Here is a 24,890-nt window from a genome sequence, read left to right on the forward strand (position 1 = left end):
TTTATCGCTTGAATGCGGCTTAGGAATATCAACCGTCAGCCGCGTCAGGGTCCGTTTATCAGACATGATAAGCACCTCCATAGGATTAAACACTACCAGCATACCTTCCTCATAAGAAGCGGTCAAGACATCGCATGGGCAAATTGTGATTAAGGCTGTCCTCGCTAAACAGTTGGTGATATAATAGGTAATTATAGCTTTGGTTTGCCAAGACAAGGAGGGTGCAAATGGCATCGAACGATATCTTTGTCTTCGATACGACATTGAGAGACGGAACTCAAGGTGAAGGAGTCAGCCTTTCAGCCGAAGACAAGTTCAAGATTGCCTTGAGACTGAATGCTTTGGGGGTTCATTATATTGAAGGCGGTCACCCGGGCAGCAACAGCAAGGACATGGAATTTTTCAAACGAGTGAAGCAGTATGATTTCCAATCCAAAATTACAGCATTCGGCAGTACGAGGCGAAAGCATTCGGTAGCCGAACATGATATGAGTTTAAACCGGATCATTGACTCCGGAGTCAAGGTCGCCTCCATAGTAGGGAAATCGTGGGATTTCCATGTGACTACAGCACTGCAAACATCACTGGAGGAAAATTTGGCAATGATCTCGGACTCCATCCGCTATCTGAAGCAAAAGGGGCTTGAGGTGAGCTTTGATGCCGAGCATTTCTTTGACGGCTTCAAGAATAATGCCGAGTACGCTTTAGCAGTATTGTCTAAAGTGCAGGAAGCAGGCGCTGACTGGATTGTCCTATGCGATACTAACGGCGGTACACTGCCTGGCGAAATATCGCAGACGATCCATGCGGTCAAGCAATCGATTACGACTCCACTAGGTATTCATACTCACAATGACTGCGAGCTGGCTGTCGCCAATACATTAGCTGCAGTAGAAGCAGGAGCCAGACAAATTCAAGGAACGATTAATGGTTACGGCGAGCGCTGCGGAAATACAAACCTTTGCTCCGTCATTCCTAATCTGCAGCTAAAGCTCAACTATCGCTGCATCTCTGATGAGCAGCTGCAGCAGCTAACGACAACGGCCCGCTATGTCAGCGAGATTGCCAACGTTAACATGCCGGTCAACCAGCCTTATGTCGGCAATGCTGCCTTTGCTCATAAGGGCGGGATTCATGTTTCGGCCATCATGAAGGATCCTAAAACTTATGAGCATATCGTGCCTGAGCTGGTCGGCAACAAGCAGCGGGTGCTTGTATCTGAGCTTTCCGGGCAAAGCAACCTGCTGTTCAAGATCGAAGAACTGCAGCTGGACGTTGAGAAAAACCCGGAAAAAACTAAAGAGGTTATTGACCAGATCAAGCTGCTGGAGCATCAGGGCTATCAGTTCGAAGGTGCCGACGCCTCCCTCGAGCTGCTGCTTCGTCAGCAATTCGGCGAGCTTGAAGAGATTTTCACACTGGAATCGTTCAAAATACTGGTCGAAAAAAGCGCAAACCGCAAGGTTACCTCTGAAGCCATTGTTAAGCTGAATATGCATGGAGACACCGTGTATATGGCCGCAGAGGGCAATGGTCCGGTTAACGCCTTGGACAACGCCTTAAGAAAAGCGCTGGAGCAGTATTATCCCGATATCCGCTCCATGCACTTGTCTGATTACAAAGTAAGGGTAATTAATGAAAAGGACGCAACTGCCGGCAAAGTACGCGTCTTGATCGAATCGACCGATTCCAATAATAAATGGAGTACCATCGGGGTCTCCGAGAACATCATTGAAGCCAGCTGGGAAGCGCTGATTGACAGTATGCGCTATGCCTTAATCGGACGCACACGTGTCGAGACACATACTGCCGCCCCGGAACGGCTTGGTATTATCAACCATTAAGCCATTAAGTACCATTCTGCGCTTGGTATCATATAGTCATAAAGAGGCAGTCATCACGGGTCGCCCGCAGCGATTTGTGATGACTGCCTCTTCTTGATGATGCAAGACAAGACCGCCGGCTCAACTATTGCATAATTCTCGCCTTGCATATCAGCTGGCTTTGATGGCTTACCATATCAGCGCATTTATTTTTGGTCAGAGCATCTATACTTGGTTGTATGCTCATATCAATCAACTTTTAGTATCCTGCTGGATAACCCCGGAGCGTTCACGCTTGTGTCCATCAGCGTCTAATCAATCTCTTTACTCTCTTCTCCAATTCCTTTAGCTCAAGAGTATGAAATATGTCTATAACAATCCCATGGCGATCAATAAGGTACGTTGAGGGGATGAAGTGAACCTGATATAAATCTTTAATTTGTCCATCCTTATCGAGAAGAATGGGAAACGGTAGCTGGTGTCGCCCGACAAATTCCTCGATATTCGCCATGCGGTCTGTCTGCGTCAAATTGACCGCATACAAGTCCATTTCGTCTCCGTACTGCTCGAACAGCTTTTTAAAATCGGGCGCTTCAAGCTCGCAAGGACCACACCAGGATGCCCAAAAATTAAGCAGAATGGGCTTATCCTTCTCGCCACCGACTTTATAAACTTCCCCGTCCATTGCCTCAAGCTCGAAGGAAGGAGCCCAATGATCCACTTTTGGAGCGGTATCCGAGGGCATTTCAATTAACTCCTCTTGCGCCTGTATATGATTGTAGATGCTTATGCCTACAAACACCAGAACAACAGCCAGCACTAGTATATTTCTCTTCATGGTCAAGCGTCCTCTCCCTCAGTGAATCGCAATCCTGACACATTCGTATGAACCCGCAAAGTTCTTATCTTAATAATAGCGGTTGAAGGTGTCGAAATCCAAATCCTTTTCTGAACATCCCATGAATTTTAATGAGCCACTGCCGCATGCCCTGTTCCTGCTTACCCTTTCCCTTCCAAGGAATGAATGAGGGAAAGATCGGGCAAAGTATGAGCAAACAACACATGAACCAAACATCCATGCAACAAAACAACCCATGAACCAACATGTATGAAGTAAAAACTTCTCAGCGGAGGAAAAACCGAATGGAAAAAACAAAGTCAAGCAAGCTGGATGTTATATTCGAAAGCGCGATTGCTCCTCCCGCGGAAATGGACGAGTCTGCCGACGAACACGATTCCTCTGATGAATCGGCCGGAGCCGGCGATAAAGCAGGGAAAGGTTCGTTCAAGGAGTATTTCGCCATCGCCAGCATCCCTATGGTGCTCGTATTCGGCAATTCCATGCTTGTGCCTGTCCTTCCCGAGCTGCAGAGATCTCTTGGCATCAGCCAGTTTCAAAGCAGTCTTGTCATTACGTTATTTTCATTGGCTGCAGGGATTGTCATTCCCTTCGCCGGATATTTGTCTGACCGCTTCTCCCGCAAAGCGATTCTTATCCCTGCTCTGATTGTGTACGGAGCCGCCGGAATTCTTGCAGGCTTCGGTGCTATTTGGGGCTCCTATGCAGTTGTCATTTGGGCCCGGGCGCTGCAAGGAATAGGCGGTGCCGGAACAGCACCGATCGCCATGGCCCTCGTAGGAGATATGTACAAAGGAGGGGCGCAAAGCAAGGTGCTCGGATTAACCGAGGCAGCCAACGGGACCGGGAAAGTGCTAAGTCCGATTCTCGGGTCTTTGCTGGCCTTAATCGTTTGGTATTCGGTCTTTTTCGCTTTTCCCGTGTTTTGTCTTATCTCGCTCATTGCCGTCTGGGCCTGGATCAAAGAGCCCAAAAAAGACAAGGAACCCCCTAAATTCACCACGTATATGGGAACTATCGGGGGCATACTTAAAGAAAAAGCAAGGTGGCTGATTACGTCTTTTTTTGCAGGCTCGCTTGCTCTCTTTATTTTATTCGGCGTGTTATTTTACTTATCAAATATACTCGAAGAGGAGCCTTACTTCATTGAAGGGGTGCCAAAAGGCTTGATTCTGGCAATTCCGCTTCTAGGGATGGTTATTACTTCCTACACAACAGGCAGCTTGATTAAAAAGAACGGAATACTTATGCGCTGGCTGATGAACATTGGCCTGCTGATGCTCACCGTCTCTTTGGCGCTGGCCATCTTTTTTTACAACCAAATTTATGTATTAATTGGGCTGCTGACCTTCGGCAGCATCGGCACCGGCCTGGTTTTGCCCTGCCTTAACAGTATGATTACCGGTTCGGTGGACAGCTCCGAGCGCGGTATGATTACATCGATTTATAACAGCCTTCGTTTTTTAGGGGTAGCCTTTGGTCCACCGTTATTCGGCTGGCTGATGGCCAAATCGGATAGTCTTGTCTTCATTACAGTATCCAGTCTTTCCCTTGTAACACTTGTACTTGTGTTTTTCCTGATCAAGCCGCCCGCCAAAGTGAGCTAGATAGCAAGATAACCATACCAAGCGTGGTTTTTGCTTCGAAGCTTAATCAGACATTTTGCGGGAACCCCGAAAAATCATTAATTTTGGCCAACAAAAAATTCTGGCTATAAGTTCAAAAAAACCGGCATCTAAAGCAAAGCACAGGTAATCCGTCGTAGGAAACTGTAATTTGCTTTACCATGCCGGCGCGATACACCGATATAATCAAAAACGTGAATCCAGCATTGCAACAAAAAGCTCAAACCTGCGTCATGCGGCTCATACGCTCAAACAATTCACCAATGGTGTGGATCTGAATATTCTGGAGCTGACGGCTTAGCTTTGACCACAGCTGAGCCGTCATTAATGAATCCTCAAGCGCATCATGTCTGCGGCCGATCTCGATTTCATAGCGATCAAGCAAATGATCCAAGGAATAGTCTCGAATATCCGGATTCAACCATTTCGCAACCATCATGGTATCCAGCATAGGATGTCGAAGATGAGTGCGCGACGTCCTCCACAAGGCGCTGTCCAGAAACCGCTTATCATGTCCAGTACCGTGAGCCAGCAGCACTCTCGAATTAACAAAGTGCAAGAAATTTCGCAAGCCTTCCAGCAGCTCAGGCGCTTCTTTTCCCATATCGTCATTAATGCCGGTAAGCTCTTTAACCTCTTCGGGAATTCGCTTTTTCGGTTTGACCAGCGTATAGAAAGTCTCCTGCTCGTTAACTCTCTCTCCCTCCACCGCAACGGCTCCGATCGATAAAATTTCATCCCCGCCATAAGGTGAAAAGCCGGTCGTCTCCAAGTCAAACACAACGCCATTCAAGCTTTTGAGCTTCATTCGAAGCAGAGATTCTTTACGCTGATCCTTCATCACCGAACGAATAAACGCGATTTGCTGGGCATTTTGTGAATTGAACAAGGAAGCAATCACCGGAGTAATTCCTCCCATACGGTAAAGATGCCACAGCTTGCCAGAGGCGCCCATATCCTTCATCGGCTTTGTCCCCCTTTACCATAGATCAGTTCAACTGATTGCAATTAAACGGAAATGCGGCCATTTTCAAAAGCTTTGATCACAGACTCCACCTGCTGCTGCAGCTGCTTGCCCGCTTTTACCGCTATCTTAATTTCCTTGCGCACCGATTTAGTCAGCATGCGAGGCGGAACCTTTCCGCTAGTGCTGTAATAGCCCTCTGCAATAAAACCTGTGGAGATTGAACGGTGCTTCAGCGTCAATTGAAAGGCGTCCTGCAATTCATCCGCCAGCGCGGGGGACAGCAATTGACTTGACTTTAATGTGTTCAGCCTGGCCAATGTAGCTGTCTCTTTGGAGTTTTGGAGCAGGGCCAGCAAGCGCACGCCATTTACTAGCGGAATATATGTACCGTACTTGACATCCACGCTTCCCGCCTCATGCCCATATTTTTCGCGAATTAATTGACCGAAAAAGCCTGTAGCCACCTTGCGATGCAGCGTATTATTAACAAGTCCTTGCAATAGCGAGGGACGGTTATTCAGCAGCTGATAAAAAAATTTCCGCAAACTCTCGGTCAGAAAGCTGTCACCGTATACACAGCGCATATCGGCAAAGATTAATAAATAGCGATTGGCCTCCCAGTCGGAATTTTGAGTCCACTGCTCCAGCTGCTGCCGCCACTCGCCAATCGTTCGCCGCCAAAAAGCATTGCTGCTGATGACCTTGCCGTCACAAGGCGGATACCCGGCCGTTTCCAGCCCCTCCGTCACCTTCTCCGCGAAGGAAGCAAAATAGTGTTCCGCCCTTTCCTTATCCTCTTCCGCAGGTGCGTATACCAGTCCGCTGTCCTGATCGCTCCACAAGGTCTGTTCTTTTCTTCCCCCGCTCCCAAACAAAATATAGGCATACGAACAGGGAGCGAACCCTTCTCCCTTTTCCAAGAGCTTGCTCTCGGAAAGAAAGAGGGTTCTGCGGATAATCGAGTCATGGACTTCGTTGAGATGCTCGTTCCATGCAAGAGGATGTTCGGCAAGCCGAGACTGCTGAATTTGTTTGGTCCAATCATCCCTAATAGCTGCAAGCTCTTCATAACTTCCGGCTTGAATAATTTTGGAATGAATCATTCTCATGAACCTCTGCATTGACAACAGCACCTTCCTTCCCCCAATTTCTAAAAATAGGTGCTTCTTGCTATAAACCAAGGAGGCTGCTGCCCGACAGGTATTACGCCTTATAAAACAGCTCCTCGGTCGCTGGCTTGCTTCATCTGCTCCGGGTAACCGTAGACGCCGTGCTCGCTAAGATCCAAACCGACTGTTTCTTCTTCTTCCGTAACTCTCAGTCCGGTCGTTACCTTAATAGCATACAGAATAATGAACGACAATACAGCGACAAATACAATCGTGCCGGCAACTCCGAGCGCCTGCACGCCTAATTGATGAAATCCGCCGCCATAGAACAGACCGGCTTCGCCGCCATTTGCAGCAGCCAGCTCAGGAGTAGCAAAGAATCCTGTAGAAAGCGTACCCCAAATCCCGGCTACGCCATGGACAGATACCGCGTAGATCGGATCGTCAATCCCCATTTTCTCAAACCATTGAGAGCATAAGAAGCCGACAATTCCAGCAACCGCACCGATCACTACTGCAGCCCATGCATCAACAAAAGCACACGATGCCGTAATTGCAACCAATGCAGCAAGCACACCGTTCAGCAGACTCGTAATGTCTCCTTTGCCTAGAGCCATCCAGGAGATCAGCATCGCCGCCAATGCCCCGGCTGCTGCCGCCAGCACTGTATTAAAGGCTACAAATCCGAAAAAGCCATCATCTAACGCGCTTAATGTACTGGCCGGGTTAAAGCCAAACCAGCCGATCCAGATGATCAATACTCCTAGTACGGAAAACACCTGGTTATGTCCGAGAATAGCATTAGGCGTGCGGTCTTTGTTAAAGCGGCCCAAACGAGGCTTGAGCATTAAGGTGGCCACCAATGCAGCAGTGGCACCGGTCAAGTGCACAACGGTGGAGCCCGCAAAGTCCTGCTTACCGAGCTCTCCCAGCCAACCGCCGCCCCACACCCAGTGAGCAACAACCGGATAAATAATAACGGTAAAAAGAAAACCGAAAATTACATAAACGCTAAGCTTGGCTCTTTCTGCAAAGCCGCCTCCGGCAATCGCCAGGGAAACACCTGCGAAGGCGAGGTGAAAGAGGAACAAAATCGAGATAGGAATGTCTCCGGCTAACGAATCAAAGGAAGCTGCTGCTTGTTCAGCTGTACCATTAACAAAGAATCCTGTCGTTCCAAAGAAGCTGTTTCCGTTCCCGAAGGCAAATCCAAAGCCTAGTGCCCAGAAGGCGATGACGGCTACTCCGAAAGACAAGACTGTTTTCCCGGCAATGTGTCCGGCATTCTTCATCCGCGAGGATCCCGCTTCCAGCATGGCGAATCCTGCCTGCATGAAAATGACCAGCACAGCCCCTATCAGGACCCATAGAGAATTCAGTCCTGCTGTTAATTCAGCCGCCGATGCTCCTTCTGCCGCATTCGCAACGGCAGGGAATAGCATTCCTGCAAAGATTAAACCTGCAAGCTTTTTAGACAACCCCATCATCTCCTTCATTTAATGTTATATTTCATTACATATAAGGAAAACCTTTATGTCATTATATATGGGAATGGCTGTTTTGACAATTATTTTTTTCGATATCGAAAAATTTATTTACATTAAGTCAACAAACCTTACATGAACAATTTTGTTTTTCAATAAAAGTTCGCCTTTTCTCCAAAATTGACAGCGTTTTCAACAAAGCAATACGTTTGACTGTATGGTCTTTTGTACAGTATTATTGGGCTAATATACTAGCTAGAAGAAGTGGAGGGAATCATAGAATGGGGATATGAAGCTTTATCGCATAGGTGAGGTTGCCAGGTTGGCGAGCTTAAGTCATCGAACAATAGATTACTATACCAAGATCGGTCTGCTGACCCCGGTAAAGCGTAGTTCCAGCAATTACCGCTATTATGATGATGAAACGTTGCAGCGCTTGAAACGTATTGAAATGATGAAAAAAGAGAAATATACGTTAGAAGAAATTAAAAGCAGTTTGGATTTGTTGAGTAAAGTTAGCAAGAATGAGGACGTTACCGACAAATTAGCATCTGTGCAGCTGCAAATGCAGCAGCTTGAGAAAGAGGTCAAAGAACTCAGTCCTCTCCTCGAGCAGATGAAGCCTCAACAGGCGAGGAAGCTTTATAAGCTGCTCACTCCGCAAAGTGCAGCATGTATAGAGGCGCTGTTGCTATTTCTCGGCAAAGGTCCTCTTCTGTAATTCATTCCTTATAAGGGGGAGTGTATATGATATTTCCTTTCTATTATCCATGGGACCTGCTGATTTTGGCTGCATTTGGACTGTCTATCCTGGCATCCTTCCGCGTCAAGAGCACATTTAACAAGTGGGCCCAGGTTCGCACCAATTACGGCTTGACGGGCTATGAGGCGGCGCGCAGACTGCTGGACAACAACGGCCTGCATGATATACCTATCGAGCCGGTCCGCGGCGCGCTTACTGACCATTACGACCCGATCAACCGGGTAGTTCGTTTGTCCGAGCCGGTTTATTACGAGTCGTCCATATCGGCCGTTTCCGTTGCCTGCCACGAAGTAGGACACGCAATCCAGCACAAAGAAAGCTACCCGATGCTCGTAGCCAGACATAAAATGTTTCCAGTTGTCAACCTTAGTTCCAGAATAGCCCCATTGCTGATCATTGCCGGGCTGATCTTTCAACAGTTCAATCAATTGCTGCTGCTCGGAATCATATTCTTCTCTGCAGCCGTATTGTTTCAAATCGTGACCCTGCCTGTAGAGTTCAACGCCAGCAGCAGGGCCCGCAACCTGATGGTGGCCGAGGGATTCATCACCAATGATGAAGAAACAGGCGTAGCCAAGGTGCTGAATGCGGCCGCTATGACTTATGTAGCCGCCACATTGATAGCCGTCCTGGAGCTGGTGAAGTATATAGCGATTTTCTCGAATCGAAACAATTAAATCTAACCGCTTTGAGCATAAAAAAAGGATCGTCCTTACCGGGGACGGTCCTTGTTATTAGTTATCAGATATTGGTGCCCGCGTCCTTGTTGACATTAGAAAAACCTGGAGGCACCGTAGCAGCTGCCGCTCTCCGTCTTGAAATAGTCCAGCAGGAACCGGCGGAACACGTCCGATACAGGCGGCAGTTTTTCATTTTTTCGCCGGATGAGGCCGATCGTCCGCGTGACTACCGGATCTGTAATTCTTAACTTAACCGGCTGCAGCTGTGAGGTTTCCATAAGCGCCATCTCCGGAATAAGACTGACGCCGAGCCCTGCCGCTACAAGACCGCGAATAGTATCCGTCTCTTCCCCTTCGAAACCGATTACCGGAATAAAGCCGGCTGATTTGCATGCGGCAATAACGATCGTTCTCAAGGAGTACGCATCGCTGAACATGACAAAGGACTCATCCTTCAATTCTTTCAATGGAACGCTCTCTTCCCCGGCCAGCTTATGCTCCTTGGGCAAAATTCCGTACAGCTCCTCCGTCATTAGGAGCTCTCCTTCTACATAAGTGCTGCTGTCAGGCAGAGGGGAAATAAAAGAAAGGTCGAGCTCACCGTTCACGATATCGCGGATTAAATGACTATAGGTCCCCTGCTTCAAACGAAACTTGACCTCAGGATATTTCTCTCTAAATTTTGCAATGAGTGTCGGCAGCAGAATAATGCCGAGGCTGTGTGGAAAGCCGATTCGAACTTCGCCCTTGGTCGGATCTAAAAATTGCTGAACCTCCGATACCGCCCGCTCCAAATCGTTCATAACGGACTCAATACGGGTTAAGAACATTTTACCCGCCGGTGTGATTTGCAGATTTCTGCCTTTTTGCACAAATAAAGTAACGCCCAGTTCCTGCTCAAGCTGGTTGATCTGCCGGCTGACCGCCGATTGGGCAACATGCAGCTCTTCAGCCGCCTGGGTAACATGCTGTTTTTTAGCTACTTTAACAAAGTACTGCAATTGTCGAAGCTCCACAAGACATGATTCCTTTCTTCTGGGCATCACGGAAGAGGGAAAACCTTCACCTGGCCCTTATTGGACAAGTCAGGATTACTCATATTATAATATAGAGGCAATGCTTTATACATAATGCTCGTTAACCGGGTTAAATACAAAGGAGGAAATTCCATGGCACAAGAACGCACCAATGTTGCCACATTGAAAGGCAATCCAATTACTCTGTTAGGTCCTGAATTAAAAGTTGGCGATCAAGCTCCTGATTTCAAGCTGAACAAGAGCCTGGTAGAAACCGCCGCCTTATCCGATTTTGCCGGAAAAGTAAAATTGATCAGCGTAGTTCCTTCTCTTGACACCGGCGTGTGCGATCAGCAAACCCGCAAATTCAATGAAGCTGCTGGAGAACTGGGCGATAACGTAGTGGTCCTGACCGTCAGCGTAGACCTTCCTATGGCCCAAGCCCGCTGGTGCGGAGCCGCAGGTGTAGACAAGGTTGTGACTTTGTCCGACTACAAGGAGCGCTCCTTCGGAACAGATTACGGAGTGCTGATCAAGGAATTGCAGCTGCTCATGCGCTCGATCTTTGTTGTAGACGCAGATAACAAAATTCAGTACGTAGAATACCTGTCGGAAATGACCGAGCATCCTAATTACGAAGCGGCACTGGAAGCAACCAAGAAGCTGGTCAAGTAATAACGGCCCTCTCTCGTGAGAGAGACATACAAAAAGCGGGGGAACACTCTTCCCTCGCTTTTTGTAGTTTGTCTATCCGGCTGCGGCTTGCTCTATCCGTACGGCCTGCTTCAGGAAATTTTGTATGCAGAAAGTCTGCGGTCCAAAGCACTGTAAATATCGAGGATCGTCCGATAATTAGATCCCAAATCACCAAGAGATCCTCGGGATGCGGAATAAATATCGACGGCGCTCTTTACAGGAGTGATAGCAAACAAAGTCAGCGTAATATCTTGACGTCGACCGGTAATGGTTCTTCGCTCAACGACTATCTCCCCCACACTCGGAACCTCGTGAAGGATTTTGTAACCGTTCAGCTTTTTCAATGCGCCGACAACCTCATCCCACAGCTTATCCTTGGAAAGCCTGTAATGCCTTGTCTTCAACAAAGGGTCTCTAGCTTTTTCACCTGTTTGCTCATGACTTCGTATCACTCCGACCAATGTTCTTTTCAACAAAGTTTCCTGCCCCCCCAAAGTGACCCTAACGGTCTGCACAGCAATCCTTTTCCTTCATCTTACCATTCTTTCACCAGAAGAAAAAGAGGGTACTTGAGAAAACCCCTTCCAAGGCCTTTTCCTGATGATGTACTTCTTCAAGCAGAACACGCTTCTGCTTGAGGCTTTTGTTACTTCGCGCTTAATTGAAACCCTGCCTTGGCCATAAATCTCAACAGCCCTCTTCTTCCGCTTTCATCCCGTTTATAGACAGCTGCATTGCCAAGTACAGCCAAGTATTTGAAGCCAATCTCTTTTTTTAAACAATCCACCGCTTCTTCGCGGCTCATTTCGGCCCCGTAACGCAGCAATAATTCGTCCATCCACGCTTTATGGGGCTGCAGCCGCTCGTCCAAAGAGCCGTTCTTGCGCACAGCGCTATTCGTTAGCCACTCGCACATAAGCTCCATCTCCTGCTTTAACCTGCCTGGCAGTACCGCAAGTCCCATCACTTCGATTAGGCCGATGTTTTCTTTCTTAATGTGATGATGCTGCCGGTGCGGGTGAAACAATCCGGTCGGATGCTCCTCGGTAGTGCGATTATTTCGCAGCACGAGATCGAGCTCCCATAGCCCCTCCCGATTCTTGCGAACGACAGGGGTGACGGAATTATGCGGAATTTGGCTGCCCTGTCCATCCGAAGTAAAGGCTTCAATGTCACAATCCGGATCAGAATAACTAGACCAAAGAGCAAACAGATTTTTCCCTAACGCGGAGACGGCTTTGCGGTCGCCGCCTATTAGGCGGATTACCGGCATGGGCCAGCGCAGAGTATAAATCTGTACGGATGGATAGTCAGAATGAGCGTACTGCTCTTCGCGCGCCGCTTTTTCCATCGCGAACCGGTGCCGCCCGCCCTGATAATGGTCGTGACTGAGAATCGACCCGCCCACGATCGGCAGTGCCGCATTAGAGCCGATAAAATAAAACGGGAACCGCTCCACAAAATCCATCAACCGTTCAAATGTATCATCGGTGATTTTCATAGGCACATGCTGATCGTTGAGTATAATGCAATGCTCCCGGTAATATACGTAAGGTGAATACTGCAGATGCCATTGCGAACCCGCCAGCGTTAACGGTATCACCCGGTGATTTTGTCGCGCCGGATGATTGAGCCGCCCGGGATAGCCTACATTTTCCACACAAAGCAGGCATTTGGGATAATGGGCCGCAGGCAAGTTTCTTTCCCTCTCAATATCTTTGGGGTCCTTCTCCGGCTTGGATAAATTGACGGTGATTTCGAGATCGCCAAATTCCGTAGCTACGAGCCAGTAGTCATTCTGGCGAATCCGGTCCATGCGAATATAATTCGAGGATTGGGATAATTGGAAAAACCATTCCACCGCTGCTTCCGGACCTCTATCCTCCTCCAGCTCCCTGAATGTTCTCTCCACCTCAGACGCTCTGGGCATGAGAAGACCCATAATTTTGGCATCCAGCAGATCTCTGTAAGTCACCGTGTCGTCCGGCATAAGACCGCGCTCCGCAGCATAATCGAGAATCGGCTGCAGAATCGGGCCCGGATTGTCTAACGCTGCAAATTCCTTGCTGAACAAATCCCAATCTTCGGCATCAGGAAAGCAGGGCTCCTCCACCATCAGCAGCTCGCATAAGCTATTCATAACCGGAATAACATCCGCTTGCTTCAACATGCCTTTGACGAAGCCATATGCTACGAGTCTCGCTAATAATTGCCGGATATGCCCATGCCCGGACGAATCAAGCTTTTCCGCTGAATGAGCCAGAACCCCCGATTCCTCGGCTATATGACTAGATTTGTCCGTGATGCTATCACGTTCTCCCATAGAGGATAGCCCCCCTCAGTTTCTCTTAACTGTACATCACCATCATAATAAGGTTGATTTATTTGCCGTATCCTTGCGGATGCGCCTGGTGCCACTTCCATGCAGAGGCAATGATCTCTTCCAATTGATCCCGCTTCGGGGCCCAGCCCAGCTCTCGCTTCGCTTTGTCTGAGGAAGCGATAAGCACTGCCGGATCTCCCTCCCTTCGGGGGACATCGACAGCAGGTATCGGGTGTCCGGTTACTTGTCTGGCTGCATCGATCATTTGCTTAACGGAAAAGCCCTGCCCGCTTCCCAGATTATAGACTGCGCTTGGCAGTCCGTCTCTCAGACGCTTCAATGCCAGCAAATGCGCATCAGCGAGATCGGACACATGCAGGTAGTCTCGAATACAGGTTCCATCCTCCGTCGGATAATCGCTGCCATAAACTGACACCTGCTCGCGTTGTCCGAGCGGCACTTGAAGAATCAGCGGGATGAGGTGGGTCTCCGGGTTATGATCCTCGCCAATCGTACCGCTGTGATGAGCTCCAGCCGCGTTGAAATACCGGAGCGACACATACTTTATGCCGTATGACTGGTCATACCATTTCATCATCCGTTCCATGGTCAGCTTCGTCTCGCCATAAGGGTTGGTCGGCATGGTCGGATCGCTTTCTTCAATTGGAATTCTCACAGGCTCTCCATAGACCGCCGCAGTGGAAGAAAACACGATTTTCTTGACCCCATGCCTGTTCATGACATCCAATAAGCACTGTGTCCCGTGCACGTTGTTATCATAATATTTGCCCGGGTTCGTCATGCTTTCTCCTACCAGGGAATAGGCCGCAAAATGAATGACGGCTTCGATCTTTTGCTCTGTAAAGACCTGCTCGAGAAAAGCCTCGTCCCGAATATCTCCCACATACAAGCTGCCGCCCAGCACGGCCGCCTCATGTCCTTGGCGCAAGTCGTCAACTACAACTACCTCTTCCCCTGCATCCAGCAGCTCCGCTACCGTGTGTGAACCGATATAACCTGCCCCTCCAGTAACCAATATAGCCATTCTTCATAGTCCTCCCACAAATGATAGTTATAAGTCCAGTTGACAAGCCCCGTCTCCGATATCGGCTACGTAAAATTCCGGCTTTAGTCCGGTCTTTTCCTCATAGGTTCGTCCAACATGCTCAATAAACGGTTGTACGGCTTCTTCCTGCACAAGGGACACCGTGCAGCCGCCAAAGCCGGCTCCAGTCATCCTCGATCCGAAAGTTCCCTGCACCCGCCGCGCTTCCTCTACCATCACATTGAGCTCGTCACAGGTCACCTCATAATAATCGCGCAAAGAGTCATGGGAAGCATTCATCAGCTCGCCGAATAACGACAAGTCTTGAGTTTTCAACGCTTCAACCGATCTTAATACCCGGTCGATTTCCTCTACGACATGCCGCGCCCTTTTACGAACAACAGCATCTTGAATCGCCGCCTCTGCCTCCTCATACTGCTGCAGGGTCAGTTCACCCAGCTGCTGCAGACCGGGAATAACAGCCCGCAAATCAGTTACAGCCTGCTCACATTGTGACCTGCGCGCATTATACTCGGAATCCACAAGCCCTCTTCTTTTGTTCGTATTTCCAATGATTAACTTGCAGCCTTGTGCTTCAAAAGGAATATGCTTATATTCCAATGTGTCGCACTGCAAAAGCAGCGCATGGCTGCGCTTGCCCATAGCGCTTGTGAATTGATCCATGATTCCGCACTGCACGCCAAGAAATTCGTTCTCCGAACGCTGGGCTGCAAGAGCAAGCTGTACCCGGTCAACCGCGTGCCCCTCCGCGCTGAGCAGACCATAACCGGTAACGACTTGGATCGAAGCCGAGGAAGATAAGCCTGCTCCGTTCGGGAGATTGCCCGCATACAGGACATCATAGCCCGAGAAGGAGAAACCTGCGCGAACCAAATGATGCAAAATTCCTTTAGGATAATTGATCCAATCATCCTTCGGGTCATACACAGCCTCTGCCAAGTTATTCAATACACCGACAGGCGCAAAATCCACAGAGGCCAGGTGAATCTCCTGATCCTGGCGCTTGCGTACCATCATCCAGGTTCCCAGAGTCAATGCTGCAGGAAATACATAGCCTCCATTATAATCCGTGTGCTCGCCTATTAAATTCACACGGCCTGGAGCATAGAATAGCTTGACTGATTCGGATGACGAACCATACTTCTCTTCAAACCACTGCTTCATAACGGTCTTATTCACCTTGACAACTCCCTTCTTTATCCCCTTAAGCCATCCTTACTTCAATTCCAACGTCCCGCAAAGCTTTTGCTTGATCAGCTGGCAGCCGGTCATCCGTTATGACTATATGTACCGATGATAAGGGTGCAATTTTCGAGAACATTTTCCTGCCAAACTTACTTCGATCCGCGACCACCACAACCCTTTTTGCTGCCTCAATCATTTTTCGGTTGATGCTGGCTTCTGCCATATTCGGTGTGGACAATCCATCGTGCAGATGCAGTCCGTCCACTCCCAGGAAGAGCCAATCGGCATTTAGCCCTTGCAGCGCCTGCTCCGCTATGGGTCCGACCATCGCATACGATTTCTCGCGAAGCTTGCCGCCGGTAAGCAGGACCTCCCAGCCTGCCGGGCAGCCTAACTGCAAAGCAATATTGACCGCATTGGTTACCACCGTCAGATCCTTCTTGCCAGCAAGCTTGTGGGCGACCAGCATATTAGTAGTCCCTGGTGAAAGGAGCACGGAGCTTTCGTTCTCCACCAGCTCTGCAGCAGCTTCTGCAATTCTTTCTTTTTCAGCGGCATAGGCCTCTGTTTTTTCTGTGAAGGATTTCTCCCTCGCTGACTCCAGCAGCTGGTTTTGAATGGCCATCGCCCCGCCATGGGTACGAATTAGCAGCTGCATCTCTTCAAGCCTCTCCAAGTCCCTGCGAATGGTCACTGGAGATACCTCAAGCTGTCTGCTTAATTCCGCGACAGACACTTTGCCCTTGCTGTTGACCATTTCCAGTATGCGGACTTGACGTTCTTCGGCATACATAACCAGATACCACCTTTTGGACGGTTGAACAATCTTGTTCTTCCAATGTTTCGTTTCCGATTATTCACTTTCGTTTATGATTATTTACAATTTCATTATAGCTCAACTCGACTGTCTTTTCATTAGTTTTTTATCTCGTTATGCACAAACACTAAAAAAACAGCACCCCAAGCTGCTGCCTGAGGTGCTGGTATGTATCTTATCTGGATTTGTCCGGCAAAATGACTCTGGATACTCTGCTTTAGCAGCAGCGGTCATACTGTCTATATCCCGCCTAAGCCTGCCTTCTCCCAATCTTCTGTAAACTTTTGGATTCCTGCATCTGTCAGCGGATGCTTCACCATCTGCTGAATCACTTTGAATGGCAGGGTGGCGATATCCGCACCATGTACGGCGGCCTCAATGACATGAGCCGGATGGCGTACGCTGGCCGTGATGATCTCTGAAGCAATCTGATGCTTGTTAAAGATCAGGCTCACCTCTTCGATCAGCTTCATCCCAATCATATTAATATCGTCCAGACGGCCGACAAATGGAGAGACATAGGTCGCTCCCGCTCTTGCCGCCAGCAGCGCCTGAGGCGAAGAGAACAGCAGCGTTACATTGGTTTTGATCCCTAGTTGGCTGAAACGCGATGTCGCCTTTAACCCTTCCTCACACATCGGGACTTTTACGACAATGCCCGGTCCAATTTCCGCAAGCTTCTTTCCCTGCTCTACCATTTCGTCTGCTTGCAGGCTGATCACTTCAGCGCTTATTGGCAGGTCGCCGACAATCGAGACCATTTCACGAATCGTAGAGAAAATATCCCTGCCTTCCTTGGCAATGAGGGAAGGATTAGTTGTAATGCCTGCAATGACGCCCATTTCATAGGCCTGTCTGACTTCTTCGACATTCGCACTATCAAGAAAAATCTTCATCTTGATGACTCCCTTCTTCAATCATGGCAAGCAGCCTTTCCTTCTCGACTTCAGCATGATGGGGACCGTATGGATAGACTACCTAATGTTTCCTTCTGATAAAAATAAACCCCGCAAATGCCGTCCGATTATCTTGTTTCGAAACCCGCATCAGCAGGTGGGTGTCCGCAATATCACTTTTGAAGTCCCCTTTGGAGGGCGGGTCAGCCGTGATATGATTTAGAACTCCCTGGAAACATACATTGGTTCAAAACAACGTAAAACCGTAACGCACATCGCAGGATATGAATTTTAGAAATGCTTGTTGAATACCGTATTCTCATTATAGAGATGATTCCGCAAAAAGTAAATGCTTGCATGCTACCCGCTTTCCACCGTTTACCTGTCCTTGCGTTCCTCCGCGCTGGATGACGATTCGGTTTCCGGCTCTGCAAGCTCCTGCGCCTCTCCCTGCCTCTCAGCCGCTTCCTCAGCCTCTTTCTCTGCTTCCTCAGCTTCTTTCTCCGCTTCCATCTGCTCGAGCTTTTCCCTTTGCTCCTGAAGCTTCAAAAAGCCTCTATGGAAATGCCAGAACGTGACAATCGCAATCAGACTGCCCATAAAGAAAGGAATCAGGAAATTAAAACTTATGCTGATATACACAATAGCAAAGTTGGACAGCAGAATAACGATTGAAGCAATCGGCCTGCCAATCGTGATCAGAAAGCTGTTCTTTAACAGCTGGAAAAACTTCATATGGAAGTGAACCATGATCGACATGTAATTAAAGAAAGCTCCAACCAGGATAAAGAAAAAAGTAATGAACAAGAACGATAACATTTGGAAGATGTTATCCTGGGCGCCGTAAAAACGATAATTAATGATTAGCAGCACTAGCAGGAAAAGGTAGACAAGTCCGCCCAGCATGCTCTGCAGATAGTTTTCCTTATACCCGCGGAAAAACGTTTTAAAAAGCGGCACATCCTCATCGCCGGTCACCCACTTGCGGGCTACTGTAAAAACCGCCCCGGTTGCAGGAACAAGGGTGAAGGCGCCGACAAGCCCCATTAGAAACAGCCACTGCTGGGCTAAATCCAAAGTAAAATCGGGACTGGTCAATAAAATCAACAGCAGGTAAAAAAATGGGAACGAGCAAATAATCCACAAGACATTTATTACGGATAAACGCATGATCCACTCGGAAATGCGGTAAAAGCCGCCCATGATCCCCCGAAATTCCAAAACAATTTCCTCCTTCAGCACTTTAGCTTGGCCACTAACTAGTCAGTTAAAATGTAAACGGGTTCAAGAACGGACAAGAGACCGCCACGCGTAAGATGCCCGTACATTTTATGGATTTCCCTATTATAACTTATTTTCTTGTGACACGATAGCGTAAAACAATGAAGAGTGCATACAAAGCAAAAAAGCAAAGACAAAGCCGCAGCCAAGTCTTTGCTTTAAAGTCTTGTTATTATTCGCCGCTGCGGTTATAGGAGCTGCGGTATCCTCCGCGATTGCCGGAGCTAGAGCCGGAGCTGGAGCCGGAACCGTAGCCTCCGGAGCGGCCGCCTGATCTGCCTTCTCCATCTCTGCGGGAGTAGCGTGAGCCCCCACCGTAGCCACCGCCACCTTGCCGGTCATTGCGGCGGAAATTGGATTTGTTAAAGCCGCCGCTCGGTTTTCTTCCATAACTGCGGACATCCGGTCTGCGCTTCTTGGCGCGAATCGGCTCTTCCGGTGTCAATTCAATATTAACATCGCGGCTTTCTCCGGTAAGGAGCTTAATGGCAGCAGCCAGCAGATTCACGGAATCATACTGCTCCAATAGCTGAATGGCAACTCCTTTGAACGGCTGCGCCCCTTCGTTGTTAATGACCTCCAGCAAGCGCTCTGCCGTAACACGCTGCTTCCCTTCAATTGCTTCAGCCAAAGAAGGCAGCGGCTTGCGGGTAATGCGGTGACGGGTCACCCGTTCGATGAAATGAAGGTGGTCAATCTCACGCGGGGTGACAAAGGTCCACGCGGTTCCTTCCTTACCTGCCCGGCCTGTACGGCCAATGCGATGGACGTAGCTTTCCGGATCCTGAGGCAAATCGAAGTTAACTACATGGGAGACACCGCTAACATCAAGTCCTCTTGCGGCAACATCCGTTGCAACCAGTACATCAATACTGCCGTCGCGGAACTTGCGCATTACATTGTCGCGCTGGTTCTGGGACAGGTCTCCATGCAGTCCTTCTGCTGAGTAGCCGCGTTTTTGAAGGGCTTCCGACAGCTCATCCACACGTCTTTTGGTGCGTCCGAAAATGATTGCCAAATCCGGCGCTTCCATATCAATTAATCTGCACAAAGCTTCGAATTTCTGCTTCTCATGCACTTCAATATAAGCTTGCTGTATTAGCGGGGCGCTTACTTGTTTTGGAATGACAGAAACATGCTGGGGATCGCGCAAAAACTGCTGAGCAAGCTTCTGAATGTTAGGCGGCATCGTTGCTGAGAACAGCATCGTATGACGTTCTTCCGGCACCTGGCTCAAGATTGCCTGGATGTCTTCCATGAAGCCCATGTCCAGCATTTCGTCGGCCTCGTCCAAAACGACGGTTTCGACATCTTCAAGACGGATGGTCTTGCGATTGATGTGATCCAGAAGCCTTCCGGGCGTACCGATAATAATTTGTGGACGCTTCTTTAAAGCACGAATCTGCTTAACAATATCCTGACCACCGTAGATCGGCAGAGAGCGGATCCCTTTAAAGCGGCCAAGCTTCTCAATTTCTTCCGCCACCTGAATCGCCAGCTCCCTCGTAGGACACATAACGAGCGCCACGATCTTACTCTGGCTGGTTTCGATTTTATGAATGAGCGGTATGCTAAACGCAGCGGTTTTACCGGTTCCTGTCTGTGCTTGGCCAATCAAATCTAATCCCTGCATGGCTAGAGGGATCGTTTTTTCCTGGATAGGGGTAGCTTCTTCAAAGCCCATTTCGGTAATGGCTTTTAAAACTTTCGGTTCCAGGCCAAAATCTGTGAAATTTTTCAAATGCTTCAGTCTCCTTTTTCTGTTGGGCCTTCATTCTAATTGCCCGGTTTCTTCCCCTTAAGTGCGACAGTTCGACTTGATTTATAGTTATCGTTCCCTTGAACTTTCAAACAATTAACAAACAAAAAAGCATTTTCCTGTCATTAAGGAAAATACCGCCGTACAGCCGTACTTAAGAACAATACAAGAAATTATAGCACACTATCCATAGAATTGACCAGTTATCCCCATTATTCTTCCTTTTTACTCGTATTAATCGAATATGGACATGAATCCGCAATCTATGGAATAAGGATAGACTATAAAGTCTGTTCATTAGGCGAATCGGTTCTCGCTATGCCTACAGGCGCGGGTTCTTTCAAATCAGCCTCCTAATATCATAATTACCTTTTTGCGCGCCAACTAAACCAGGTAGAACTAACCAAAATTAGGGATTGCATCGGCTCCAAGAAGGAAACACTAGCTAATACTGCTGGCTGAGATGCTGCACAAGATGCAGTTTGCAGATTGGCTCGAAAAGAAGTATTAGAGGTGTTAAGATTTGAAAACCTATATTGTTCCCGTATTATCGATTATTGCCGGCACCCTGCTTTCAGCTGTGAGCTTCAATATGCTGCTTATTCCCCACGAGCTTCTAAGCGGCGGTCTTTCCGGCGTAGCAATCTTGATTGGCTACGTTACGGAGTGGAATATCGGGTTTATTTACTTCCTTGGAAATTTGCCCCTTATCGTGTGGGGATTGATTGCCATAGGGCGTCGGTTTATCGTGCTCAGCGTCATCTCGGTTATTCTGACCAGCTGGTTTATGCAGCTGATCCCGGTTTATCCCGCAGCGAACGATCCTGTTCTCGGTTCATTATTTGGCGGTGTATTGATTGGAATTGGAACCGGCATTTCTTTGCGTGCCGGCGGTTCAACGGGAGGGTTCGATATCGTCGGCTCTATCCTGACCCGCCGCCGGGATTTCCCTCTGGGAACCTTCCTGTTCATTGTTAACGCGCTCGTTATTCTAGCGCTCGGTTCTATGAAAAATAACTGGGATCTGGCGCTTTATTCTATGTTATCTATTTTTCTTACTTCCAAGCTTGTCGATTCCATCCACATTCGCCATGTCAAAGTGACTGCTTTTATCGTGACGCGCAAGGAACAGGAGCTGATCGACCAGCTGGTACAGAGGCCGCGCGGGGTGACCGTAGTCAGAACCGAGGGAGCCTTCACCCGGACGCCGCAAGCATTGCTGATGACGGTGACTACGCGATATGAGCTGGCGGAGCTTAAATCACTGATCCATAAAACAGACCCTAAAGCCTTCGTTAATATTGTCGAAACCGCGGCGATTTGGGGCGAATTTCATCGTTCCAAATAACATTCAGACGAATTACCAATGAATCCTGGCACAGGATGTGGTATAATCATATATGTAATTTCATAGCTTCTGGCCATAGCTTCTCCGTTTTCGTTCCATGCGCTATTTCTGATCGACACCAAAATACGATTGGAAGGGTGATGTACTATGGAAACAGTCAAACTATCCAGCATTGTTATGAAATTGACTCCCGAATTGTATCCTTCTCTGAAACGGGTTGAACTTGAATCGGAGATTGTCCTAGCTAACGGGTTGGATGCCTTGGAAAGTGAAGATGCGTTGGAAATTATCCAATACAGCATTTCTGAACACCAGAAGGACGTCCCTCTTCAATGAGGGCGTCTTCCTTTTTATCTTCAATTGCTTGCTTACAATACATAATGGCCCGCTGAATTATTGCCCATCCACATGTTAGTTAGCGTCTGTTTTACAGTTTATGGCGTGACCTCCTTTTTGGCTATAAATTTTGTACTTTTACAAAAATAAAATAATCACAATAATAAAATAATCACAATAATAAAATAATCAAGGATGTTCCATGTCACATCTATGGGAGAGTGTATTATGGAAATGCTGTTGGCTGCGCTGATGATCATTTGGGGAAACATGACCACAGCCGATGCTGATATTGAACTTTCTTTCGAACAGCTTGTTCAGGCTTCCTCTTATGTCGCGCAAATGGACGATGAACAGTTTGACCCGCTTGTCCCCTGGTATAAATCTGATCCGCAGCCTGATGCTCCAACGGTCCGCGGGATTTATGCAACTGCACATAGCGCTGCCGGGGCGAGAATGGATAGCTTGCTGGAGCTTATTGATAGCACTGAATTGAATGCTATGGTTATCGATATTAAGGATGATTGGGGTTACATCACTTACCAGACAGGCAACCCTGTCATTGAGGCGTATGAAGCGGAGCAGCGCATTATTCCGGATATAGAGGCGTTGATGCAGCGTCTTAATGAGCATGATGTTTATCCGATTGCCCGGATTGTCGTATTTAAGGATACGGTCTTGGCGAAGAAGCGCCAGGATCTATCCTTTTCTAATCCGGACGGGAGTCTCTGGGCCAATAACAAAAGCAGCCCGGAAAGCTTCGTCAACCCTTACCTTGAAGAGGTATGGGATTACAATATTGAAGTGGCGAAGGAAGCGGTTAAAGCCGGGTTCAAGGAAATCCAATTTGACTATGTCCGCTTTCCCGAAGGGTTCGAGAAGAGAGCTGACCTCCTGCAATATGCCCAAGACGAGAGAAGCCGGATCGATGCCGTTGCCGGATTTGTAAAAAAAGCGAGAGATGAGCTTGCGCCGCTCGGTGTCCGTATCTCGGTAGACATATTCGGATACGCGGCTTCCGTACCTGCTGCGGAAGGAATCGGTCAAGATTTCGTAAAGATTTCCCAGAATGTGGACGTAATCAGCCCGATGGTCTATCCAAGCCATTACACGACGGGCTGGTACGGAGCCAAGGTTCCTGATGCCGAGCCATATAATGTTATCGCCGGATCCAGTGTCGACACCCACAATAAGCTCGATCCACTGGGCGAGCTGAAGCCCATTATACGGCCATGGATACAGGACTTTACCGCTACTTGGGTGCCCGGACACATCAAGTATGGCAAGCATGAGGTGGAGGAACAGATTCGGGCTTTAAAGGATAACGGCATTGACGAATTTTTATTATGGAATTCCGGTAACCGTTATACGTCTGGAGTAAACTATATTCCCTAGCTTTAGTACGGAAAGAAGCCTATTCTTTACCGGCGGGACGAACGGAATGCAAGGTCCCTCTTCCGGCAAGAATGGCTTCTTTTTAACTGGCATGAAGCAATTGGCATCAAGCATTCTTGCCAAATACTACTCCGCCATCTATATATAAGGGCGAGCCCATCATAAACCTGGATTCATCTGAAGCCAGGAATAACGCGGCCCGAGCGACATCATCCGGACGGCCCAGATCTCCGCTTAGCTGTCTTGTTTTGAGCGAGGCTATCGCTTCCTCTTGGTCATCGTAAGATTCTTTTAAATATTGCTCTACAAAAGGAGTCAGAATAGTACCCGGCAGCAAGGCATTGACCCGGATACCGTAAGGCGCGTAATCAACCTGCATCGATTTGGTCAGAGCAAGCACAGCCCCCTTGCTGGCCGCATAGGAAGCCCGCCGCGCCAAACCGATCTCGGCTATACAGGAAGACATATTAATAATCGAGCCTTGACGCCGCTCCATCATGTAAGGCAGCACATGCTTGGAAGGCAGAAATACACCATTGATATTAACCCGCATTACCTGCTCCCATTTTTCCAGCTCCACTTCGTGCAGCATGCCTACCCCGCTAATTCCCGCGTTATTGAATAACACATCGATATGTCCATACGCTTCTACCGCTTTGGCGGCCATCTGCCGCATCTGAACCGAATCGGTTACGTCAGCCTGGAGAAAAATAGCCTCTCCTCCCTGCTCGCGAATATGTTCAACCGTACCCTGCCCTTTTTCCGTATCCAGATCATTTACGATGACGCTGGCCCCTTCCTGAGCAAACAAATAAGCGGTGCTTTGTCCAATCCCCGAACCGGCACCTGTGATCAAGCAGACTTTGTTTTCCAATCTCATGGCTAACACCCCTACTCCACAATATGGCCTTCAGCTATACTCTACCGAATCCGCAAGCGAATTGAAACCGCATGCAAAAAAATAAGAATACAATCTCCCTTCACCCAATCCGAAGGCTCGGTTCAGACGGCCTTCTTAATGTCCTCAGGTGCTGACGCAATCCTGCCTGCAAAGATTCTCAAACAGGTTAGGATAATACAAAACGCTGCCTGATTCCTTTATGCAAGGCTTCATGCACCTTCTATGACGTAGCCGCTGCCGGGAGAAAGTCTCTTTTTCTCGACTAGTGCTATTTCCTTAGGCTGTGGAGTGGACACAAAATGGCGCGTTAATTGACCTTCCACATATGAAAATGCTTTGTCATCATCTTCAGCCGCAACGATCAGGTTAACGGTTTGCTGCTCTAAAGTAATTTCCAATTTATAAAGATACATAGGAGTCCTCCTTTCTGCTTACGCTGAATAATGCTAACCAAAGACTTAATGGTAATGGTCGATAGAGCTACAGCGAGGGCTGATTTCTCGCAGGTTTATATCCTGATGACTGGTATAATATGCTATTCTAACATTGTACCGCTTTGTT

At 48.3% G+C, this 24,890-nt stretch carries 23 protein-coding genes and 1 other RNA gene; 8 read left to right on the forward strand and 16 right to left on the reverse strand.

Annotated features, from left to right (window positions below; translation table 11 throughout):
• Window positions 1–227: 227 nt before the first annotated feature.
• Entirely contained in the window at window positions 228–1,844 is a 1,617-nt protein-coding gene (gene cimA / locus PSHG_RS16485; RefSeq protein ID WP_010274812.1) for a citramalate synthase, read from the forward strand.
• A 283-nt stretch (window positions 1,845–2,127) separates the two neighbouring features.
• On the opposite strand, the gene PSHG_RS16490 is transcribed toward cimA, so the two are convergent.
• Window positions 2,128–2,661 carry a TlpA family protein disulfide reductase gene (locus PSHG_RS16490; protein ID WP_010274814.1) on the reverse strand — a complete coding sequence of 178 codons (534 nt, stop codon included), beginning with the start codon at window positions 2,659–2,661 and terminating at the stop codon, window positions 2,128–2,130.
• 305 nt (window positions 2,662–2,966) lie between these two features.
• Here PSHG_RS16490 and PSHG_RS16495 point away from each other — a divergent pair, with 305 nt between their 5' ends.
• Complete coding sequence (locus PSHG_RS16495; protein ID WP_010274816.1) at window positions 2,967–4,289, forward strand: MFS transporter; 1,323 nt, start codon at window positions 2,967–2,969, stop codon at window positions 4,287–4,289.
• A gap of 238 nt (window positions 4,290–4,527) precedes the next feature.
• Here the strand turns inward: PSHG_RS16495 and PSHG_RS16500 are convergent, their stop codons facing one another.
• From PSHG_RS16500 to PSHG_RS16510, 3 genes are all read right to left on the reverse strand, one after another.
• Window positions 4,528–5,271 (reverse strand): exonuclease domain-containing protein, encoded by a 744-nt coding sequence (locus tag PSHG_RS16500; RefSeq protein WP_010274819.1) that lies wholly within the window; start codon window positions 5,269–5,271, stop codon window positions 4,528–4,530.
• Window positions 5,272–5,315: 44 nt separating this feature from the next.
• Complete coding sequence (locus PSHG_RS16505; RefSeq protein WP_148497755.1) at window positions 5,316–6,407, reverse strand: DUF294 nucleotidyltransferase-like domain-containing protein; 1,092 nt, start codon at window positions 6,405–6,407, stop codon at window positions 5,316–5,318.
• A gap of 77 nt (window positions 6,408–6,484) precedes the next feature.
• Window positions 6,485–7,825, reverse strand: coding sequence for an ammonium transporter (locus PSHG_RS16510; protein WP_085980216.1), 1,341 nt, complete (start codon window positions 7,823–7,825; stop codon window positions 6,485–6,487).
• A gap of 331 nt (window positions 7,826–8,156) precedes the next feature.
• On the opposite strand from PSHG_RS16510, the gene PSHG_RS16515 reads away from it, so the two are divergent.
• Window positions 8,157–8,588, forward strand: a complete 432-nt coding sequence (locus PSHG_RS16515) for a MerR family transcriptional regulator (protein ID WP_010274825.1) — start codon at window positions 8,157–8,159, stop codon at window positions 8,586–8,588.
• 26 nt (window positions 8,589–8,614) lie between these two features.
• Window positions 8,615–9,307, forward strand: a complete 693-nt coding sequence (locus tag PSHG_RS16520) for a zinc metallopeptidase (RefSeq protein ID WP_010274827.1) — start codon at window positions 8,615–8,617, stop codon at window positions 9,305–9,307.
• Window positions 9,308–9,402: 95 nt separating this feature from the next.
• On the opposite strand, the gene PSHG_RS16525 is transcribed toward PSHG_RS16520, so the two are convergent.
• Complete coding sequence (locus PSHG_RS16525) at window positions 9,403–10,326, reverse strand: LysR family transcriptional regulator (protein WP_042122182.1); 924 nt, start codon at window positions 10,324–10,326, stop codon at window positions 9,403–9,405.
• 153 nt (window positions 10,327–10,479) lie between these two features.
• On the opposite strand from PSHG_RS16525, the gene tpx reads away from it, so the two are divergent.
• The gene (gene tpx, locus PSHG_RS16530; protein ID WP_010274830.1) at window positions 10,480–11,001 is read left to right on the forward strand and encodes a thiol peroxidase; all 522 of its coding nucleotides are present in this window, start codon (window positions 10,480–10,482) and stop codon (window positions 10,999–11,001) included.
• Window positions 11,002–11,111: 110 nt separating this feature from the next.
• Here the strand turns inward: tpx and PSHG_RS16535 are convergent, their stop codons facing one another.
• The 9 genes from PSHG_RS16535 to PSHG_RS16575 all read right to left on the reverse strand — a co-directional run bounded on the left by PSHG_RS16535 (window position 11,112) and on the right by PSHG_RS16575 (window position 20,331).
• Window positions 11,112–11,498: a DUF1499 domain-containing protein gene (locus PSHG_RS16535; protein WP_010274831.1), complete on the reverse strand. Its 387-nt coding sequence runs from the start codon at window positions 11,496–11,498 to the stop codon at window positions 11,112–11,114.
• A gap of 170 nt (window positions 11,499–11,668) precedes the next feature.
• Window positions 11,669–13,345 carry a UDP-glucose--hexose-1-phosphate uridylyltransferase gene (locus tag PSHG_RS16540; protein WP_010274833.1) on the reverse strand — a complete coding sequence of 559 codons (1,677 nt, stop codon included), beginning with the start codon at window positions 13,343–13,345 and terminating at the stop codon, window positions 11,669–11,671.
• Between the two features lie 58 nt (window positions 13,346–13,403).
• Window positions 13,404–14,390 (reverse strand): UDP-glucose 4-epimerase GalE, encoded by a 987-nt coding sequence (galE, locus tag PSHG_RS16545; RefSeq protein WP_010274835.1) that lies wholly within the window; start codon window positions 14,388–14,390, stop codon window positions 13,404–13,406.
• Window positions 14,391–14,417: 27 nt separating this feature from the next.
• Window positions 14,418–15,575 carry a galactokinase gene (locus PSHG_RS16550; protein ID WP_010274836.1) on the reverse strand — a complete coding sequence of 386 codons (1,158 nt, stop codon included), beginning with the start codon at window positions 15,573–15,575 and terminating at the stop codon, window positions 14,418–14,420.
• A gap of 40 nt (window positions 15,576–15,615) precedes the next feature.
• Window positions 15,616–16,389: a DeoR/GlpR family DNA-binding transcription regulator gene (locus tag PSHG_RS16555; protein WP_010274838.1), complete on the reverse strand. Its 774-nt coding sequence runs from the start codon at window positions 16,387–16,389 to the stop codon at window positions 15,616–15,618.
• Between the two features lie 263 nt (window positions 16,390–16,652).
• Window positions 16,653–17,309 carry a fructose-6-phosphate aldolase gene (gene fsa, locus PSHG_RS16560; RefSeq protein ID WP_010274840.1) on the reverse strand — a complete coding sequence of 219 codons (657 nt, stop codon included), beginning with the start codon at window positions 17,307–17,309 and terminating at the stop codon, window positions 16,653–16,655.
• Window positions 17,310–17,413: 104 nt separating this feature from the next.
• Window positions 17,414–17,596, reverse strand: a non-coding RNA gene (gene ssrS / locus PSHG_RS30035) — 6S RNA.
• A 91-nt stretch (window positions 17,597–17,687) separates the two neighbouring features.
• Complete coding sequence (locus tag PSHG_RS16570; RefSeq protein ID WP_010274847.1) at window positions 17,688–18,530, reverse strand: YesL family protein; 843 nt, start codon at window positions 18,528–18,530, stop codon at window positions 17,688–17,690.
• 232 nt (window positions 18,531–18,762) lie between these two features.
• Window positions 18,763–20,331 carry a DEAD/DEAH box helicase gene (locus tag PSHG_RS16575; protein ID WP_010274853.1) on the reverse strand — a complete coding sequence of 523 codons (1,569 nt, stop codon included), beginning with the start codon at window positions 20,329–20,331 and terminating at the stop codon, window positions 18,763–18,765.
• Between the two features lie 541 nt (window positions 20,332–20,872).
• Here PSHG_RS16575 and PSHG_RS16580 point away from each other — a divergent pair.
• The 3 genes from PSHG_RS16580 (at window position 20,873) to PSHG_RS16590 (ending at window position 23,428) form a co-directional block, all read left to right on the forward strand.
• Window positions 20,873–21,697, forward strand: coding sequence for a YitT family protein (locus PSHG_RS16580; RefSeq protein WP_010274857.1), 825 nt, complete (start codon window positions 20,873–20,875; stop codon window positions 21,695–21,697).
• Window positions 21,698–21,844: 147 nt separating this feature from the next.
• Complete coding sequence (locus tag PSHG_RS16585) at window positions 21,845–22,033, forward strand: hypothetical protein (protein WP_010274860.1); 189 nt, start codon at window positions 21,845–21,847, stop codon at window positions 22,031–22,033.
• A 228-nt stretch (window positions 22,034–22,261) separates the two neighbouring features.
• On the forward strand, window positions 22,262–23,428 hold the full coding sequence (locus tag PSHG_RS16590) for a putative glycoside hydrolase (RefSeq protein ID WP_010274863.1): 1,167 nt from the start codon (window positions 22,262–22,264) through the stop codon (window positions 23,426–23,428).
• A 106-nt stretch (window positions 23,429–23,534) separates the two neighbouring features.
• Here the strand turns inward: PSHG_RS16590 and PSHG_RS16595 are convergent, their stop codons facing one another.
• A complete protein-coding gene (locus PSHG_RS16595) occupies window positions 23,535–24,308 on the reverse strand; it encodes an SDR family NAD(P)-dependent oxidoreductase (RefSeq protein ID WP_010274865.1) in 774 nt (257 codons plus the stop codon).
• A gap of 230 nt (window positions 24,309–24,538) precedes the next feature.
• Complete coding sequence (locus tag PSHG_RS16600; protein WP_010274867.1) at window positions 24,539–24,742, reverse strand: DUF3906 family protein; 204 nt, start codon at window positions 24,740–24,742, stop codon at window positions 24,539–24,541.
• Window positions 24,743–24,890: the final 148 nt, after the last annotated feature.

Source organism: Paenibacillus senegalensis JC66, assembly GCF_000285515.1.
GTDB lineage: Bacteria > Bacillota > Bacilli > Paenibacillales > NBRC-103111 > Paenibacillus_L > Paenibacillus_L senegalensis.

Coding starts and splice junctions, on each gene's coding strand:
- cimA (WP_010274812.1), top strand. CDS start 228: ATGGCATCGAACGATATCTTTGTCTTCGATACGACATTGAGAGACGGA.
- PSHG_RS16490 (WP_010274814.1), bottom strand. CDS start 2,661: ATGAAGAGAAATATACTAGTGCTGGCTGTTGTTCTGGTGTTTGTAGGC.
- PSHG_RS16495 (WP_010274816.1), top strand. CDS start 2,967: ATGGAAAAAACAAAGTCAAGCAAGCTGGATGTTATATTCGAAAGCGCG.
- PSHG_RS16500 (WP_010274819.1), bottom strand. CDS start 5,271: ATGAAGGATATGGGCGCCTCTGGCAAGCTGTGGCATCTTTACCGTATG.
- PSHG_RS16510 (WP_085980216.1), bottom strand. CDS start 7,825: ATGCTATTCCCTGCCGTTGCGAATGCGGCAGAAGGAGCATCGGCGGCT.
- PSHG_RS16515 (WP_010274825.1), top strand. CDS start 8,157: ATGAAGCTTTATCGCATAGGTGAGGTTGCCAGGTTGGCGAGCTTAAGT.
- PSHG_RS16520 (WP_010274827.1), top strand. CDS start 8,615: ATGATATTTCCTTTCTATTATCCATGGGACCTGCTGATTTTGGCTGCA.
- tpx (WP_010274830.1), top strand. CDS start 10,480: ATGGCACAAGAACGCACCAATGTTGCCACATTGAAAGGCAATCCAATT.
- PSHG_RS16540 (WP_010274833.1), bottom strand. CDS start 13,345: ATGGGAGAACGTGATAGCATCACGGACAAATCTAGTCATATAGCCGAG.
- galE (WP_010274835.1), bottom strand. CDS start 14,390: ATGGCTATATTGGTTACTGGAGGGGCAGGTTATATCGGTTCACACACG.
- PSHG_RS16550 (WP_010274836.1), bottom strand. CDS start 15,575: ATGAAGCAGTGGTTTGAAGAGAAGTATGGTTCGTCATCCGAATCAGTC.
- PSHG_RS16555 (WP_010274838.1), bottom strand. CDS start 16,389: ATGTATGCCGAAGAACGTCAAGTCCGCATACTGGAAATGGTCAACAGC.
- fsa (WP_010274840.1), bottom strand. CDS start 17,309: ATGAAGATTTTTCTTGATAGTGCGAATGTCGAAGAAGTCAGACAGGCC.
- PSHG_RS16585 (WP_010274860.1), top strand. CDS start 21,845: ATGGAAACAGTCAAACTATCCAGCATTGTTATGAAATTGACTCCCGAA.
- PSHG_RS16590 (WP_010274863.1), top strand. CDS start 22,262: ATGGAAATGCTGTTGGCTGCGCTGATGATCATTTGGGGAAACATGACC.
- PSHG_RS16595 (WP_010274865.1), bottom strand. CDS start 24,308: ATGAGATTGGAAAACAAAGTCTGCTTGATCACAGGTGCCGGTTCGGGG.
- PSHG_RS16600 (WP_010274867.1), bottom strand. CDS start 24,742: ATGTATCTTTATAAATTGGAAATTACTTTAGAGCAGCAAACCGTTAAC.